Here is a 17,392-nt window from a genome sequence, read left to right as displayed (position 1 = left end):
GGAACCGCAATGAACGGACCGGCGCGCAATTCACGTCTATCCCGCAGCAGATATACTGCCGCGACGCCGATAGAAGTGTGCGCCCCGTCGGTTCTGCTCAGCGCTCAGACAAGCCATCCTCCCGCGCGAACTGCGCCGCCAGGCCTCGCGCCTGTCAGGCCATTTTGGCGCCGTGCCGGATGCAACGGAACTCAATGCCACAGAAAATGCTTATTGATGCCACCCACGCGGAAGAAACCCGCGTCGTGGTGGTTGACGGAAACAAGGTCGAGGAATTCGATTTTGAAACAGAAAGCCGCCGACAGCTTGCCGGGAACATCTACCTTGCCAAGGTAACGCGGGTCGAGCCGTCGCTTCAGGCGGCCTTTGTCGACTACGGCGGCAATCGCCACGGCTTCCTTGCCTTCAACGAGATTCATCCGGATTACTACCAGATTCCGGCAGCTGATCGCGCCGCGCTTCTGGAAGAAGAGCGTGCGCTCGCTCATGAGGCAGAGGAAGAGGACGCGCCCAAGGCTGAAAAGCCCGCGCGCAAGCCCCGCCGCTCCAGCAACCGCCGCAAATCTGCCAAGGCCGAAACGGTCGAGGCCGAGGATCAGGTGCAAACCGGCGACATTGCCGGCATGGATATCGTAGAACCCTTGGGCGATGGCGATGAGCGGCCGGTGCCGGTCGCGGAGGCTGAAAACACCACGGATAATGCGGATACTGCCGACGTGACCGACAAGGTAGACGCGGAAACGCCGGAGGCCGAGACGCAAGACGCGCCCGTGGCCGAAGCCGTCGACACACCAGAGGCGGACTCCGACGACGAAGGCTATGTCGCTGCCGAACATGCCACCGAACTGGACGACCGGATCGAGTCCGTCTCTGATGGCGATCCGATCGAAGAGGCGCGCCCGCGCCGCAAGCCGCGTATGCGCCGCTACAAGATTCAGGAAGTCATCAAGGTGCGCCAGATCATGCTGGTGCAGGTTGTCAAGGAAGAGCGCGGCAACAAGGGTGCGGCGCTGACCACCTACCTGTCGCTGGCGGGCCGCTACTGTGTGCTGATGCCCAACACCGCGCGCGGGGGCGGAATCAGCCGCAAGATTACCAACGCCGCCGACCGCCAGAAGCTGAAGGCCATCGCGAATGAAATCACTGTGCCCGAAGGGGCAGGGCTGATCATCCGCACCGCCGGCGCGAACCGCACCAAAGCCGAGATCAAACGCGACTATGAATACCTGTTGCGCCTGTGGGAACAGATTCGCGACCTGACGCTGAAATCCATCGCGCCGACCCCGATTTACGAGGAAGGCAACCTGATCAAGCGCTCGATCCGCGATCTTTACAGCAAGAACATCGACGAGGTGCTGGTCGAAGGCGACGCAGGCTACCGCGTGGCCAAGGACTTCATGAAAATGATCATGCCGTCCCACGCCAAGAACGTGAAGCTGTATGACGAAGGCTTGCCGTTGTTTGCTCGCTACCAAGTTGAAACCACGCTGACGGGCATGTTCAACCCCACGGTGCAACTGCCCTCGGGCGGGTATATCGTGATCGGGATCACCGAAGCATTGGTCGCCATCGACATCAACTCTGGCCGCGCGACGCGCGAAGGCTCCATCGAAGATACGGCGGTCAAGACCAACCTGGAAGCTGCGACAGAGATCGCGCGCCAGTTGCGCCTGCGTGACCTTGCGGGCCTGATCGTGATCGACTTCATCGACATGGAAGAGCGCAAGAACAACGCCGCCGTCGAGAAGATGCTGAAAGACAAGCTGAAATCCGACCGAGCACGCATTCAAGTGGGCCGCATCTCGGGCTTCGGTCTGCTGGAGATGAGCCGCCAGCGCTTGCGCCCCGGCATGTTGGAAGCGACGACGCAGCCCTGTCCGCATTGCCACGGGACAGGTCTGATCCGGTCCGATGACAGCATGGCGCTGACCGTGTTGCGCCAGATCGAGGAAGAGGGCACGCGCGGCAAATCGCGCGAGGTTCTGGTGCGCGCACCTGCCGCTGTCATCAACTTCCTGTTCAACTATAAGCGTGAACATCTGGCGCAGATCGAGGCCCGGTTCGGAATGGCGGTCCGGCTGGAAGCCGATCCGTCCATGGTTAGCCCCGATTTCACCATAGAGAAGTTCAAGACAGCAACGCGCGTGCCGGTGCCACAAGCGCCGGTCGTGTCGATGGATGGCAATCTTATGCCAGAACTGGAAGCAGAGGACGAGCCGGATGAAACGCCTGCCGAGGCATCTCGGACCGAGGCGGAACCGGCAGGCGACAGTGACGACCAGCCGCGCAAGAAGCGTCGCCGCCGTCGGCGTCGGCGGGGCGGCAAAGACGCCGATGGGGCATCGGACAACGGTGCATCGGAAAACGGCTCTCAAAACGAAACGGCCGAAACCGAATCTGCCTCAGAGGGCGCGCAGGACGCCGTGGCAACATCCGACAGTGAAGCTGCCGCAGTCGATACGCCGGTAGACGCCGAGCAACCCGCCGCAGAAGTTCCGGCAGAGAAGCCCAAGCGCAAACGCGCGTCGCGGGCGAAAAAACCTGTTGCAGAACCGGCGTCCGAGGCTGATTCTGCAGCGTCGGCAGAGCCTGCTGCCGAGACGACAGAGGACGCGCCCAAGAAACCAGCCCGCCGCAGCCGTACCCGTCGCAAGCCTGGGGCTGATGCTGCTGTGCCTGAGGCCGATGATGCCACGCCTGCAACGGCGGCTGTTGAGGAACGGACCGAGGTTGCGGCTGCGAACGCGGTGACAGAGGTGCCGGATTCCGGCGCCGACGCGGCTGCGCCGAAGGCCGCAGATGCGGATGAGGCGCCCGAAACTGCGGCGACCGAAGAGGCGCCGTCGCCCCAAGAGCAACGAGAGCCTGCGGCGGAGACGGTAACATCAGAGCCTGTGACGCCAGAGCCTGTGACAGCCGAGCAGGCAGCGCCAGACACATCGCCCGAGCCTGTCGCGACCCCTGAACCCGTGGCTGAAAAGCCGCGCCGCCGGGGCTGGTGGTCGCGTTGATCCTTTGTCCGCGCCGTCTCGAAGCCCGGTCCACGCGAATGTGACGGCGCGGGCGCGTGATCTTTGGGCGCGCCTGAGCTATGGCTGTGGGATAATCTGACAAGACAGGCCACTCATGTTCGGCATAGACCTCTTCGATGCAGCCCTTCTGCCCGCGCTGATGATTGCCTTCGCAGGGGGTGTCCTGTCGTTCCTGTCGCCCTGCGTTCTGCCCATTGTTCCGCCTTATCTGGCGTATATGGGTGGCGTCTCCATGCAGGAGATGACCGCGGGGGCGCAGCGACGCCGCACCATCGTTCCGGCATTGTTTTTCGTGATGGGCCTGTCCACGGTGTTTCTGTTGTTGGGGTTCACGGCCTCGACCATGGGCAACCTGTTTTTGCGCAACGCCGAATTGTTCGGGCAGATCGCGGGCGCAGTGGTCATTGTGTTCGGCCTGCATTTTCTGGGTGTGTTCCGCATCCCCTTCCTTATGCGCGAGGCGCGGATTGATGCGGGCGACAAGGGCGGGTCGGCCTTTGGGGCTTATGTGTTGGGGCTGGCGTTTGCCTTTGGCTGGACGCCCTGCATCGGCCCCGTTCTGGGCGCGATCCTGTCCATGGCCGCGACAGAGTCCAATTCGGCGCGCGGCACCCTGATGCTGGGTATTTATGCCCTTGGCCTTGGGTTGCCGTTCTTGCTGGCCGCGATTTTCGTGCAACGCTCCATGACCATCATGAATCGGATCAAACGCCATATGGGGCTGATCGAAAAGGTTATGGGCGGGCTTTTGTTGCTGGTCGGGTTGGCCATGGTCACGGGCGCGTTCACCCGGTTTAGCTGGTGGCTGCTGGAGACTTTTCCAGCGCTTTCGCAGATAGGATAGCGTTACTTCAGCCCGATCTCGGCCAGCATCGCATCTAGTTCCGGGGGCAGGTTGTCATCCCCTTTGCGCGCTTTGGGCAGGTCGGCAGGCGCGTCCTCTGGTTTCAGGTAGCGCCATCCTTGGAACGGACGCCGCGTGGCGGCGGCGGTGCGCACCACCTCTGGGTCCAGAACAATAGCGCAGCGGGTGATACCATCTGCGCCCAGCACTTCGTCCAGCCGCACAATGCGTTGCCGCGCAAGCACAGCGCCCTTGAATACCCAGTATAGCGAGCCGCCGGCCAATAGCTCCGCCGCCCGTTTGGGCCACATGCGGGTGACATGGCGCGGCATCCCGTCCGGCCCCTTGGCGCGCGGCTGGCACTGCCATGCAAGCAGATCGTCGACCTTTTCCGCGCCGACGCAGAGTTTGATGAGGTTCAGCTTTGCCATAGGTGGTAATTAACGTGCCGACACGTAGGAGCAAGCCCGATTAGCGCGCCAGTGCCAGTTTGCGCAGGGGCGCCAACAGCGCCAGCCCCGCCAGCGCGATCGCCAAAGACAGCCACAGCGTTGCTGCCAACCCGATGGCCTGTTGCGCGACCGCGAAGAGAACCGGGGCTGCCGCTGCGCTGACATTGCGCAGGCCTGCGAGTTGTCCCAAGCGGCGGCCCAGACCGTGTGCGCCGAACAGCGCCAAAGGCACAGCGCCGCGCACGATACTGGCCAGCCCTTGGCCAGCGCCGAACAGCACCGCAAAGCCGAGCGCCAAGGCGACCTCACTGCTGGGCACCAGCAGAGCTGCGACGGCGAGCGCGACGGCGCTACCGGAAATCAGCGCCACGCTCAGGGGATGAAATCCGCGCCAGAGCGTTGCATCTATCACGCGCACCAGCACTTGCGTCGGCCCCATGGCCATGCCGACCAGATAAGCCGTTTGCCCTAATCCGCGATCCAGCAGCACCGGGACCAAGTGCACACCGAAGGCGGCAATCACGGTGCCGGTCAGCGCAAAGCTGATACCCAACAGCCAGAACGCGCGGGTGCTTCGGGCGGGCGGCACGGGCGGCCATTCGGGCGCAGGCGGGGCGCTTTCGGCGGCAGGGGCGGCGGAATTGCGGCGCTTCGCGGCGATCCAGCCATGCAGTGGCAAGGCCAAGGCCAGATGAAGCAAGGCAAAGGCCAAATAGCAGCCGCGCCAGCCGATTTCTTCGACCATCCAACCGGTCAGCGGCCAGAACAGTGTCGAGGCAAAGCCCCCGATCAGCGTCAGCCGGGTGATGGCTTGGCGCGTGCCGCGCGGCACCTTCAGTGCCAGCGTTGCGAAGGCCGCGTCATATAGCACAAGGAAGCTGATTGCTTCGAGCATGATGACAAGCGCCGCATAGGTCCAGAAATTTGGCGCCACCGCCATTCCGGCAAAGAGTGCGGCCACCAGTGCACTTGCCAAGGTCATGACGCGCGGCGCGCCAAAGCGGTCGAGCCATCCGCCAAACCGGCTGGACAGCAGGCCGCCGATGAACAACCCGATAGAAAACACCCCAAAGAGTATCGCCGGAGACACGCCGTATTCGGCTGCGACAAAGGGCACAAGTATGGGAAAGGCGTAGAATACAGCGCCGTAGCCCAGCACTTGTGTGACGCCAAGTGCCGCCACGATACCCGCCCAACCTGCCGAAAGCTGTTTCATGAATGCCCTTTGCCATGGTGCAGGTAACGATGCCATGACAGCGTTGACCGATGCCATTGCAAGGCCTATTTTGTCCGTTCCCCTGCGCCAACCCCAAAGGATGCCACTATGAGTCGGTTTTCTGCCCCGATTGCGGAACAGATCTGGGATATGAAGTATCGCCTGAAAGCCGCTGATGGCCATATCGAGGAACAGACGGTCGAGGACACTTGGCGCCGCATCGCGCGCGCGCTTGCACAGGCTGAAACCGACCCCGTCGCATGGGAAGACAAGTTCTACACCGCTTTGGATGATTTCAAATTCCTGCCAGCCGGGCGCATTACCGCAGGCGCGGGCACCGGGCGCAGCGTGACCTTGTTCAATTGTTTTGTGATGGGCACCGTCCCCGACAGCATGGGCGGTATTTTCGACATGCTGAAAGAGGCCGCGCTGACCATGCAGCAAGGCGGCGGGATTGGCTATGATTTCAGCACCATCCGCCCCAAGGGCGCGGCGGTGCATGGCGTGGCGGCCGATGCCTCTGGCCCGCTCTCGTTCATGGATGTGTGGGATGCGATGTGCCGCACCATAATGTCGGCGGGCAGCCGTCGTGGCGCGATGATGGCCACCATGCGCTGCGACCATCCCGACATCGAAGATTTCATCACCGCCAAGCAAGATGCCGCCCGGCTGCGCATGTTCAACCTGTCGGTTCTGGTGACGGACCCGTTCATGGATGCGGTTCATTCCGATGGCGCGTGGGATCTGGTCTTTGACGGCAAGGTTTACCGCACGGTGCAGGCGCGCGACCTTTGGAACCGGATCATGCGCGCGACCTATGATTATGCCGAACCGGGCGTGATCTTCATTGACCGGATCAATGCCGCCAACAACCTGTCTTATGTAGAGACCATTGCCGCGACCAACCCTTGCGGCGAACAACCACTGCCGCCCTATGGCGCCTGCCTGCTGGGGTCTATCAACCTAGCCAAGCTGGTATCGGACCCCTTCACCGGCAAAGCAACGCTGGACAAGGGCGCGCTTGACGATCTGGTGCGCGTGGCCGTGCGGATGATGGACAATGTGGTCGATGTCAGCCGTTTCCCGTTGGATGCACAAGCGCAGGAAGCGCAGGCCAAGCGTCGGATCGGGCTGGGTGTGACGGGGCTCGCCGATGCGCTGGTGCTGACCGGGTTGCGCTATGGCTCTGACGAAGCCGTGGCACAAACCGACATTTGGATGCGTGCGGTGGCGCGCTCGGCCTATCTGGCCAGCGTCGATCTGGCGCGCGAGAAGGGCGCTTTTCCGCTGTTCGAGCGCGACGCATTTCTGGCCTCTGGCACCATGCAGGCAATGGATGCAGATGTCCGCGCCGCCGTATCAGAGCACGGCATCCGCAACGCGCTGCTGACCTCGATTGCGCCCACCGGCACGATCAGCCTGTATGCGGGAAATGTCAGTTCGGGCATCGAGCCTATTTTCGCCACCAGCTATACCCGCAAGGTGCTGCAAAAGGACGGCTCGCGCACCGAAGAGGTGGTCGAGGATTATGCCGTCGCCCTTTGGCGGCAGATGCACGGGGACACCCCCTTGCCCGAACATGTCGTGACTGCCCAGAATCTTGCGCCGATGGACCATGTGAAAATGCAGGCGGCGGCGCAGAAATGGGTCGATAGCAGCATCTCGAAAACCATCAACTGCCCTGAAGACATCTCTTTTGATGCGTTCAAGGACGTGTATCTGGCCGCGTGGGACATGGGCTGCAAGGGCTGCACCACGTACCGCCCGAATGATGTGACAGGGTCCGTGCTGTCGGTGTCCGAAGCCGACCCTGCGCCACAAGCCAGCCAAGGCGCGGACGTGGTCTACCTGGCCGATCCGTTCGACCGGCCCGACGCGCTGGAAGGGCATACTTACAAGCTGAAATGGCCGGGGTCCGAACATGCGATTTATGTCACGATTAATGACACGGTGATCGCAGGCCACAGGCGACCCTTCGAAATCTTCATCAACTCCAAGAACATGGAGCATTATGCGTGGACCGTTGCGCTGACGCGGATGATTTCAGCCGTGTTCCGGCGGGGTGGCGATGTCTCTTTCGTGGTCGAGGAACTGAAAGCCGTGTTCGATCCGCGCGGCGGGGCATGGGTGCAGGGGCAGTATATCCCCTCGATCCTTGCCGCGATTGGCGGTGTCATCGAACAGCACCTGGTGCGGATCGGATTTATCGGCGGGGCCGGGCTGGGGCTGAAAGCAGACCCGCAGGCCGTGCAAATGGCCGTGGGCGGACAGCCCGCATCTTGCCCGTCTTGCGGTGCGTTCGAAATGGTGATGATCGAAGGCTGCATGACCTGCCGCGCCTGTGGACATAGCAAATGCGGCTAAAGAGCTTGGCGCGAACCGTTTTCAAAAACTAGCCTGCCCGTGCCGATCTGTCAGACCGGCACGGTGGTTTTAAAGATCGCACTTCAGTGCAATGCCGCTTTTGGCCGGTCGGGCGCATCTGTGCTGTGTTCGCCAACCATCAGTCCGTCGGCCCCGGCGGTGACAGGCAGGGTTGCGCCGTCCAGCACCTGGCCGCCCAGCAACAACTGTGCCAGCGGGTCTTGCAGGTGGCGCTGGATCACTCGTTTCAACGGGCGCGCGCCATAGACCGGATCATAGCCCTTATCGGCGAGCCACGCGCGGGCGCTGTCATCCAGCTCCAGCGTGATTTTGCGCGCCAGAAGCCGTTTGAGCAGCCGCGCCAACTGGATATCGACAATCGCATCCATGTCGCCGCGTGCCAACCGGTCGAAGATCACTGTCTCATCCAGCCGGTTCAGGAATTCGGGACGGAAATGCGCGCGCACGGCCTCCATCACCTCGGCGCGGGCGGCGTCCGGGTCCGCCCCGTCTGGTAGCCGTGACAGAGCCTGAGAGTCAAGGTTGGATGTCAGCACGATCAGGGTTTGCTTGAAATCGACCGTGCGGCCCTGACCATCCGTCAGCACCCCGTCATCCAGCACTTGCAACAGCACGTTGAACACGTCGGGATGGGCCTTTTCCACCTCGTCGAACAACAAGACCTGATAGGGGCGGCGGCGCACCGCTTCGGTCAGAACACCCCCTTCGTCATACCCAACATAGCCCGGAGGGGCACCAATCAGCCGCGAAACCGAATGCTTTTCCATGAATTCGGACATGTCGATCCGCACCATCGCCTGATCGTCGTCGAACAGGTAGGATGCGACCGCCTTGGTTAGTTCGGTCTTGCCCACGCCGGTCGGGCCAAGAAACAGGAACGAGCCAAGCGGCCGGTTCTCATCATTCAGGCCGGCGCGGGCACGGCGCACGGCATTGGCCACGGCTTTCAGAGCGGCGTCTTGGCCTACGACCCGTTTACGCAGTTCGTCTTCCATGCGCAGCAGCTTCTCGCGTTCGCCTTCCAGCATCTTGGACGTGGGAATACCTGTCCAGCGTTCGACCACTTCGGCAATTTGCTCGGGCCGCACCGCGTCTGACACCATTTTCTCGGCCTCGCGCGCCTCTGCCTCTGCCAGCTTGCGCTCCAGTTCCGGGATGTCGCCGTATTGTAGCCGTCCGGCGCTGGCGAAATCGCCATTGCGCTTTGCGGTTTCCAGCTCAATCCGCGCGCGGTCAAGGCTTTCCTTGATCTGGCGTGCAGCTTCCAGCTTGTCGCGCTCGGATTGCCAGGTGGTGGTCATCTCGGCGCTGCGTTGCTGCAACTCGGCCAGTTCGCGCTCCAGCACCTCTAGGCGGTCTTTCGACGCGGCGTCGTCTTCCTTCTTCAGCGCCTCGGCCTCGATCTGCTTTTGCAGGATGTCGCGGTCCAGCGCGTCCAGCTCTTCTGGCTTGCTGTCGACTTCCATGCGCAACCGGCTGGCGGCTTCGTCCATCAGGTCGATGGCCTTGTCTGGCAGGAAGCGATCTGTGATGTAGCGATGCGACAGCGTCGCGGCCGTCACCAGTGCCGAATCGGAAATGCGCACACCGTGGTGCAGTTCGTATTTCTCCTTGATCCCGCGCAGGATGGAAATGGTGTCTTCCACCGTCGGTTCCTCTACCAGCACCGGCTGGAAACGGCGGGCAAGGGCCGCATCCTTTTCCACATGCTTGCGGTATTCATCCAGCGTGGTCGCGCCAACGCAGTGCAACTCGCCGCGCGCCAGTGCTGGCTTGATGAGGTTCGCGGCATCCATTGCGCCTTCGGATTTGCCGGCGCCGACCAGCGTGTGCATCTCATCTATGAACAGGATGATCTCACCCTCGGCAGAGGTCACTTCGGACAGGATCGCTTTTAGCCGTTCCTCAAACTCTCCGCGGTATTTCGCACCGGCAATCAGCGCGCCCATGTCCAGCGCCATCAGTTTCTTGTCGCGCAGGGATTCGGGCACGTCGCCATTCACGATGCGCAGGGCCAGCCCTTCGGCAATGGCCGTTTTGCCCACACCCGGTTCGCCGATCAGCACGGGATTGTTCTTGGTGCGACGGCTCAGAACCTGCATGGCGCGGCGGATCTCATCATCGCGGCCAATGATCGGGTCGATCTTGCCGTCGCGCGCGGCCTCTGTCAGGTCGCGGGCGTATTTCTTCAGCGCATCATAGCCGTCTTCGGCGCTTGCACTGTCGGCGGTGCGCCCCTTGCGCAGATCATTGATCGCGGCATTCAGGTTCTGCGCGGTCACCGCACCTGCATCGAGCGCGTCTTTCGCGCCTGATTTGACCAGCGCCACGGCGGTCAGCAGACGTTCGACAGTGACATAGCTGTCGCCAGCCTTTTGCGCGACCTGTTCGGCCTGATCCAACACCTTGGCGGTTTGCGGATCCATGTAAATCTGACCGTCACCGCCCTGCACCTTCGGCAGCTTGGCCAGCGCCAGATCGTTCGATTGCGCCACTTGGTCCGGTGCGCCACCCGCGCGGGTTATCAGGTTGGCGGCCATACCTTCGCTGTCATCCAGCAAGGCTTTCAGCAGATGTGCCGGGGTCAGCCGCTGGTGGTCTTCGCGCAACGCGATGGTCTGGGCCGCCTGCACAAAACCGCGCGCGCGTTCAGTGAATTTGTCCATATTCATGGTGTCGTCCTTTCTTAAAGCACCCGTCTTGCGACCCCGCCTGTCAGGCAGCGCAGGGATCATCCCGAGCCTTGGCCTATATATGGGCAGTGGGCAGCACTGTTGCAAGATTGGCACAGGGCGGTTGGGCCAATTTTTCTGGCAGGCTGTGGCGGCTTGTCGCGCGAAAGCCCCGCCCGCTCCGCAATCTTGCCCGAATTGGAGACAAAGATGCATGTTGAACAAATTGGTTTCTTGAGGCGTAACGATGGACCGACTGACAGAGATGGAAGCATTTGCCACGGTTGTGGACCAAGGCGGCTTCACCGACGCGGCCCGCAAGATGGGGATTTCGAAATCCGCCGTCTCCAAGCATGTTTCGTCCTTGGAAGCCCGGCTGGGCGCGCGGCTGCTGAACCGCACGACCCGCCGCGTCAGCCCGACCGATATCGGGCTTGCCTATTATGACCGCGCGCGCCGTGTCCTGAATGACGCCGGAGAGGCCGACAGCCTTGTCACATCCATGCAATCCGCGCCCTCGGGCGTCTTGCGACTGGCGGTGCCCACGGATTTCGGGGCGACGCATCTGTCCCCCATCTTGGGCGAGTTCCTGAACCGCTACCCTGACGTGTCGGTCAACATGGTGCTGAAAAACCGTTATGTCGAACTGATCTCGGAAGGGTTCGATCTGGCCATCCGTATGGGTGAGATGGACGACAGCACGCTGCGCGCCCGCAAGATCTGCGAAACCACGCAACGGCTGATCGCCTCGCCGGCCTATCTGGCCGAACACGGTCGCCCGGAACGGCTGGACGATCTGAACGCGCACCGCTTGCTCTATTATTCGCACAATGCCGCATCTTCCATGTGGAAGATCACCGCGCCGTCCGGCGAAGTGCGTCAGGTGCGCTCTGCCACATGGTTCTCGGTCAATGACGGGCAATCGCTATTGACCGCGTCGATCAATGGTCTGGGCATCGCTTACCTGCCCAGCTTTCTGTATGCGCAGGCGATGAAATCGGGACAGGTGGTAGATGTCATTCCCGACCTGCCGCGTGACGTGCAAGGCTTGCATGCGGTCTACCCGTCTGGCCGGTATACCCAGCCCAAGGTGCGGGCCCTGATTGATTTTCTGGTCGAGAAATTCGGCACACGCAACGCCGACGGCTGGTAACACGGGCCGTTGTCGCCGCGCGAATCCTTGGCGTTCTGGTTCGCGGCACTGTCAGTCCCGATGGTACGGACTGCCAGACAGGATGGTCGCCGCGCGGTAAATCTGCTCTGCCAGCATCACCCGCGCCAGCATATGCGGCCAGACCATTGTTGACAGCGACAGCACCGAATTTGCGCGCGTGCGCAGCTCAGTAGCCAGACCATCCGCGCCGCCAATCAGAAACGCCATGTCGCGCGCACCTTTGTCACGGGTCTGCGCCAGCAACCGGGCAAATTCGGGCGAGCTTAGCGCCGTGCCACGTTCATCCAGTGCAACCAGATACGCGCCTTCGGGGATAGCCCGCCCCAGCAAAGGCGCTTGTGCCTGCGGGGTGGTGGCTTTGCGCTCATCAACCTCATGCTCCTCGCAGGGGCCAAGCGACAGCGCGCGCCCCGCACGGTTGAACCGCTTCAAATAGTCGTCGATCAGCGCACGCTCGGGGCCTTTGCGTACCCGCCCCATTGCGCAGATATGCAGGCGCATGTCTCAGACGCCCGAACGCCCGATATCCTGCCACATCTTTTCAAGCTGGTAGAATTCGCGCACTTCGGGCCGGAAGAGATGAACGACCACATCCCCTGTGTCGATCAGCACCCAATCGCCCGTGTCTTTCCCTTCAACGCGTGCGGTCAGGCGGAAGGTTTCTTTCAGCCGGTCCATCAGCTTCTGGGCCATCGCCGCCACTTGCCGGGTTGACCGGCCAGAGGCCACGACCATCGTGTCGGCCATCGCAGATTTCCCCTTCAGGTCAATCTGGACCACATCCTCGGCCTTGTCGTCATCCAGCGAGGACAAGACCAGTTCCAGTGTTGCAGCGCTGGTCAACGGAACGGACGGCGCGCGGTGGGCCGTCAAAGCGGTCGGGTCGGTATAGGACAGGGGGTGATCCTCCAAAAACTGCGATAGTGCGAAGATAACATTCGCGCGGCCTTATCTCAATCACCTTGGGTGGCGCAATCGCGTTATCGGTGAAGAAATACGCATTCTCATAGGCGTTGCCATATTGCCCGATTGGGCGTATCTAGCACCCTATGTTCAGGTTTTTCGACATCACAGATCACGCGCGCCTGCCGCAGCGGTTCACGCGCGAAAACCGTTCGGTTCTGGCCCGACTGCGCTGACCGCGTCTGCGCACCGCAACGGTGCGCGCCAAAGCCATACCCAAATTCCGCTTTTCCCGAGAGATATCGCCATGCCAAAGACCCTCTATGACAAGATCTGGGATGCCCATGTCGTCCATCAGGACACCGACGGCACCTGCTTGCTGTATATCGACCGCCATCTGGTCCATGAAGTGACCAGCCCGCAAGCCTTCGAAGGGCTGCGTATGGCCGGTCGCAAGGTGCGCGCGCCGGACAAAACCATCGCGGTGCCGGACCACAATGTGCCCACAACACCGGACCGCGAACACGGCATCGAAAACCCCGAATCGCGCATTCAGGTCGAGGCTCTTGACCGCAACGCGCGCGAATCCGGGGTGCATTACTACCCGGTCAACGACGTGCGCCAGGGGATCGTGCATATCGTCGGCCCCGAACAGGGCTGGACCCTGCCGGGGATGACCGTGGTTTGTGGTGACAGCCACACGGCCACGCATGGGGCGTTTGGCGCTCTGGCGCATGGCATTGGCACGTCAGAGGTGGAGCATGTGCTCGCCACGCAAACCCTGATCCAGCAAAAATCCAAGAACATGAAGGTGGAAATCACCGGCTCGCTGCCGCCGGGTGTCACCGCCAAGGACATCACCCTGTCAGTCATCGGTGCCACGGGTACGGCAGGCGGCACCGGCTATGTCATCGAATATTGTGGGCAAGCCATCCGCGAGCTTTCGATGGAAGGGCGAATGACCGTGTGCAACATGGCCATCGAAGGCGGGGCGCGCGCAGGCTTGATCGCGCCTGATGAAAAGACGTTTCAGTATGTCATGGGCCGTCCCCATGCGCCCAAAGGCGCACAGTGGGACGCTGCACTCGCGTGGTGGAAAACCCTCTACTCAGACGATGATGCGCAGTGGGACAAGGTCATCACTTTGCGCGCCGAAGATATCGCGCCCGTGGTCACATGGGGCACATCCCCAGAAGATGTGCTGCCGATCACCGCACATGTTCCCGAGCCCGACAGCTTCACCGGTGGCAAGACGGGTGCCGCGCGCCGCGCTCTGGCCTATATGGGGTTGGAGGCGGGCCAGAAGCTCACCGATATCGAAATCGACACAGTTTTCATCGGGTCTTGCACCAATGGTCGGATCGAAGACCTGCGCGCCGCGGCCGAAGTGCTGAAAGGCCGCAAGATCGCGGTCAAGCGCGCCATGATCGTGCCCGGTTCCGGGCTTGTGCGGGCACAGGCAGAGGAAGAAGGGCTGGCACAAATCTTCATGGATGCGGGCTTTGAATGGCGTCTTGCGGGCTGTTCCATGTGCTTGGCGATGAATCCCGACCAGCTTGCGCCGGGTGAACGCTGTGCCGCGACCTCGAACCGCAATTTCGAGGGGCGGCAGGGCCGTGGCGGGCGCACGCATCTGATGTCGCCCGCAATGGCTGCGGCAGCGGCGATCACGGGCCGCCTGACCGATGTGCGCGACCTTGTTGGCGAACCCGCCTGATTTCGTCCTTGTTTTAATATCCTCGGGTCGTCGTCGATGCGCCATTGGTTCAAGCAACAATGGCGACGGCAAAGCCCCCGGTTCTACCCAAGCGGAGAGACCTATGGAAAAATTTACCACTTTGACGGGCGTGGCCGCGCCGATGCCTCTGGTCAATATCGACACCGACATGATCATTCCCAAACAGTTCCTGAAAACCATCAAGCGATCGGGGCTTGGTGTGAACCTGTTCGATGAAATGCGCTATGATGATGACGGCCAGGAAATCCCCGATTTCGTGCTCAACCAGCCTGCCTATCGCTCGGCGCAAATTCTTGTGGCGGGGGAGAATTTTGGCTGCGGATCGTCGCGTGAGCATGCGCCATGGGCGCTGCTGGATTTCGGCATTCGCTGTGTAATCTCGACCAGCTTCGCAGATATCTTCTACAGTAACTGCTTCAAGAACGGCATTCTGCCGATCGTGCTACCGCAAGAGCAGGTCGATGCCTTGATGCAGGACGCCACCAAAGGCGAGAATGCCCGCATTGCGGTCGATCTGGAGTCGCAGACAGTAACCGGGGCCGATGGCGCGGTGTTCGCCTTTCAGGTCGACCCGTTCAAGAAGCACTGCCTGCTGAACGGGCTCGATGATATCGGCCTCTCGTTGGAAAAAGTCGCGTCAATTGACAGCTTCGAAGCACAGGCAGCGCAAGCGCGTCCTTGGGTCTGATCCCTGATTTTTCAGCGTTTTTTTGCGGCACCTGCTTCGGGTGCCGTTTTTTTTCCACAAATTTGATGCAAAGGCGCGACAGTTCGACCTCGAAATTGCCTCATCCTCTTCCGATAGTAAGCGTGGCTCTTGCTAGGATGACCGGAAATGGGCAACATTGTGTCAACAATAAGGCGGCTTGGCTTGAACGGGCTGCACGACAAAATGAAAACGCTGCGGGGATCAACCCCGCAACAGGCACCGAGGCGAGGCAGTCGAGCGTCCATGTCACACGTGGCACAAACTTTTTTGCGCGGCATTCTTGTGGCGGTCTTCGTGCTGCTGCCTGCAATGCTACTGCCCGGAATCTCGCAGGATGTGGCGCAAGCTGCGACTTTGATCGCGTTGATTTCGGCAGCCGTGGTTATGGCCGAATATGCGGCAGCTTATCCCGGTCTGATCGAATTCCGCGATGCGAAGCCCTATAACCGTTTGCGTTTTGGCATGATCGTCGTGGTCGTTCTGGCCCTGACGCTGTTGCAACGAAGCATCGCTACCGGGGAAAGTGACGCGCTTACCGCGACCGCGATCTGGCTGGCAGGTGCGTTTGATTTCAGCTTCAGCCCTATGCGGCTGCTAGTCCTTTCTTTGCCGCAGGGGCTCCCGGTCCAGCATCTGCTCAACGTGATGGCGAGCGCGACGCTTGCTTTCATCATGTGCCTGATGGGTGTGCTTGTCTTCATTGCGACCATGTTTGCCGGATATTGGCCGGCAAAGGGCAGTTCGTTCAATGTCTGGATCAACCTGCCCAATTTTGACCCGACCAAAGGGGTCGATGTGGTGCAGCGTCTGGAGCGGGACTCGCAGGTTAACGTTTTGTTAGGGATAATCCTGCCATTCTCCTTGCCAGTGTTGCTGCGCCTATCCAGCCTGCTTGTGCAGCCAATTACGTTCGAAGCAAGTTTGACACTGGTTTGGGGGGTTGCGTTATGGGCATTCATTCCGATCAGTCTGATCATGCGCGGCATTGCCATGTACCGTGTGGCGCAACTGATCCGCGCGCAGCGCCGCCGCATCGCCGAGGAAGAGGCCGCCGTGCCATTGCCCGCGCGCTCTGCCTATTCCTGATAAGCGTGATCGCGGCGGCGAACGTCGCCGCCGATACCGCCGCGGACACAAACCTTCGTATCGCGTTTTGGCGGGTGGATTTCGGCGCGCGTGGTCCGGGCGATGCGCTGGCTCAGATCAGTGCAGAGCGCCCCCATACCACCGCGATGGCGCAGGTCATTGCGCGGCTGAAGCCAGACATCCTTGTGCTGTCCGGCGTGGATTATGATATGGGCAACGCGACACTTGGGTCGATGCGCGCCCTTATCGGGGCGCAGGGGCATGAGCTACGCCATATATTTGCTCCCGTCCCGAACGCAGGCGTCCCCAGCGGGATGGATCTGAATGGCGACGGTATCATCCACGGCCCTGATGATGCCTATGGCTACGGTGAATTTGCCGGTGCGCGCGCCTTGGCGGTATTGTCGCGCTACCCGTTCGACCTCGACACTCTTCGGGATTTTACCCGGTTTCCATGGCGCGATTTGCCGAATGCCAAGCTCTACACCGGCGCAACGGCCAAGGCTCTTGCACAACACAGATTGCCCAGCAAGGCGCAGGTCGAACTGCCCGTTGCCATAAGCGACCAAACCGTCTTGCGCCTTCTGATATACCATGCGGGTCCGCCGGTTTTCGGCTTCCATCCAGATCGAAACCAGAACCGCAACCATGACGAGACAGCATTCTGGGTGCAGTTGTTGGATGGCCAATTGCCATACCCGCCACCGAAGCGGCCCTTCGTTTTGATCGGCGGAAGCAATCTGGACCCGTTCGACGGGGACGGGATACATACTGCAATGCGTGACCTGCTCGATCACCCCGCCTTGCAAGATCCTCAACCTTCGAGCCTTGGGGGTGCAGCACAGCGCGATCCTGCACATCTCGGACCGCCACAGTTGGACACGGTCAACTGGGATGAACCGCAAGGCAATCTGCGCGTCAGCTATGTGCTTCCATCGGTGGATGTCGTGGTCACAGGCGCCGGGGTCTGGTGGCCATTGCCGTCAGACGACGATGCGCAACTTCTGTCGCAAACTCAGACCCGGCACAAACCTGTCTGGGTCGACCTGTCATTTAGAGCGCGTCCGGTTTGACCAGATTCAGGATTCCCTTACTTCATGATCCATGATTCCATGTCTTTGAGCAGATATGGAGATAACAGATGGGCAAACCACATCCACTTGCGTTGCGAGAGCGCGTTG

13 protein-coding genes are annotated in these 17,392 nt (G+C 61.2%); 8 read left to right on the top strand and 5 right to left on the bottom strand.

Annotated features, from left to right (window positions below):
* The first annotated feature begins 194 nt into the window (after positions 1 to 194).
* A complete protein-coding gene (locus ROE7235_RS03510; protein ID WP_121093291.1) occupies positions 195 to 3,011 on the top strand; it encodes an Rne/Rng family ribonuclease in 2,817 nt (938 codons plus the stop codon).
* A 115-nt stretch (positions 3,012 to 3,126) separates the two neighbouring features.
* The gene (locus ROE7235_RS03505) at positions 3,127 to 3,876 is read left to right on the top strand and encodes a cytochrome c biogenesis CcdA family protein (protein ID WP_121093290.1); all 750 of its coding nucleotides are present in this window, start codon (positions 3,127 to 3,129) and stop codon (positions 3,874 to 3,876) included.
* A gap of 2 nt (positions 3,877 to 3,878) precedes the next feature.
* Here ROE7235_RS03505 and ROE7235_RS03500 read toward each other — a convergent pair whose 3' ends face one another.
* Both ROE7235_RS03500 and ROE7235_RS03495 read right to left on the bottom strand, forming a co-directional pair.
* Positions 3,879 to 4,307, bottom strand: a complete 429-nt coding sequence (locus tag ROE7235_RS03500) for a DUF1489 family protein (RefSeq protein WP_121093289.1) — start codon at positions 4,305 to 4,307, stop codon at positions 3,879 to 3,881.
* A 40-nt stretch (positions 4,308 to 4,347) separates the two neighbouring features.
* Positions 4,348 to 5,544 carry an MFS transporter gene (locus tag ROE7235_RS03495; RefSeq protein ID WP_183073307.1) on the bottom strand — a complete coding sequence of 399 codons (1,197 nt, stop codon included), beginning with the start codon at positions 5,542 to 5,544 and terminating at the stop codon, positions 4,348 to 4,350.
* 108 nt (positions 5,545 to 5,652) lie between these two features.
* Here ROE7235_RS03495 and ROE7235_RS03490 point away from each other — a divergent pair, with 108 nt between their 5' ends.
* Positions 5,653 to 7,908 (top strand): adenosylcobalamin-dependent ribonucleoside-diphosphate reductase, encoded by a 2,256-nt coding sequence (locus ROE7235_RS03490; RefSeq protein ID WP_121093288.1) that lies wholly within the window; start codon positions 5,653 to 5,655, stop codon positions 7,906 to 7,908.
* 83 nt (positions 7,909 to 7,991) lie between these two features.
* Here the strand turns inward: ROE7235_RS03490 and clpB are convergent, their stop codons facing one another.
* Positions 7,992 to 10,601 (bottom strand): ATP-dependent chaperone ClpB, encoded by a 2,610-nt coding sequence (gene clpB / locus ROE7235_RS03485; protein ID WP_121093287.1) that lies wholly within the window; start codon positions 10,599 to 10,601, stop codon positions 7,992 to 7,994.
* A 247-nt stretch (positions 10,602 to 10,848) separates the two neighbouring features.
* Here clpB and ROE7235_RS03480 point away from each other — a divergent pair, with 247 nt between their 5' ends.
* Entirely contained in the window at positions 10,849 to 11,754 is a 906-nt protein-coding gene (locus tag ROE7235_RS03480; RefSeq protein ID WP_121093286.1) for a LysR family transcriptional regulator, read from the top strand.
* A gap of 51 nt (positions 11,755 to 11,805) precedes the next feature.
* On the opposite strand, the gene rlmH is transcribed toward ROE7235_RS03480, so the two are convergent.
* Entirely contained in the window at positions 11,806 to 12,276 is a 471-nt protein-coding gene (gene rlmH, locus ROE7235_RS03475; protein ID WP_121093285.1) for a 23S rRNA (pseudouridine(1915)-N(3))-methyltransferase RlmH, read from the bottom strand.
* A gap of 3 nt (positions 12,277 to 12,279) precedes the next feature.
* The gene (rsfS, locus tag ROE7235_RS03470) at positions 12,280 to 12,648 is read right to left on the bottom strand and encodes a ribosome silencing factor (RefSeq protein ID WP_183073317.1); all 369 of its coding nucleotides are present in this window, start codon (positions 12,646 to 12,648) and stop codon (positions 12,280 to 12,282) included.
* A gap of 331 nt (positions 12,649 to 12,979) precedes the next feature.
* Here rsfS and leuC point away from each other — a divergent pair, with 331 nt between their 5' ends.
* From leuC to ROE7235_RS03450, 4 genes are all read left to right on the top strand, one after another.
* On the top strand, positions 12,980 to 14,395 hold the full coding sequence (gene leuC / locus ROE7235_RS03465) for a 3-isopropylmalate dehydratase large subunit (protein ID WP_121093399.1): 1,416 nt from the start codon (positions 12,980 to 12,982) through the stop codon (positions 14,393 to 14,395).
* A 103-nt stretch (positions 14,396 to 14,498) separates the two neighbouring features.
* The gene (gene leuD / locus ROE7235_RS03460) at positions 14,499 to 15,104 is read left to right on the top strand and encodes a 3-isopropylmalate dehydratase small subunit (RefSeq protein WP_121093284.1); all 606 of its coding nucleotides are present in this window, start codon (positions 14,499 to 14,501) and stop codon (positions 15,102 to 15,104) included.
* Between the two features lie 183 nt (positions 15,105 to 15,287).
* A complete protein-coding gene (locus ROE7235_RS03455) occupies positions 15,288 to 16,211 on the top strand; it encodes a hypothetical protein (protein ID WP_147434161.1) in 924 nt (307 codons plus the stop codon).
* Between the two features lie 5 nt (positions 16,212 to 16,216).
* Positions 16,217 to 17,284, top strand: coding sequence for an endonuclease/exonuclease/phosphatase family protein (locus tag ROE7235_RS03450; RefSeq protein WP_121093282.1), 1,068 nt, complete (start codon positions 16,217 to 16,219; stop codon positions 17,282 to 17,284).
* Positions 17,285 to 17,392: the final 108 nt, after the last annotated feature.

This window comes from Roseinatronobacter ekhonensis, from assembly GCF_900499075.1.
GTDB classification, from domain to species: Bacteria; Pseudomonadota; Alphaproteobacteria; order Rhodobacterales; family Rhodobacteraceae; genus Roseinatronobacter; species Roseinatronobacter ekhonensis.
Note: the sequence above shows the minus strand (reverse complement) of the source record. Positions and strands in the feature narration are given on the sequence as shown.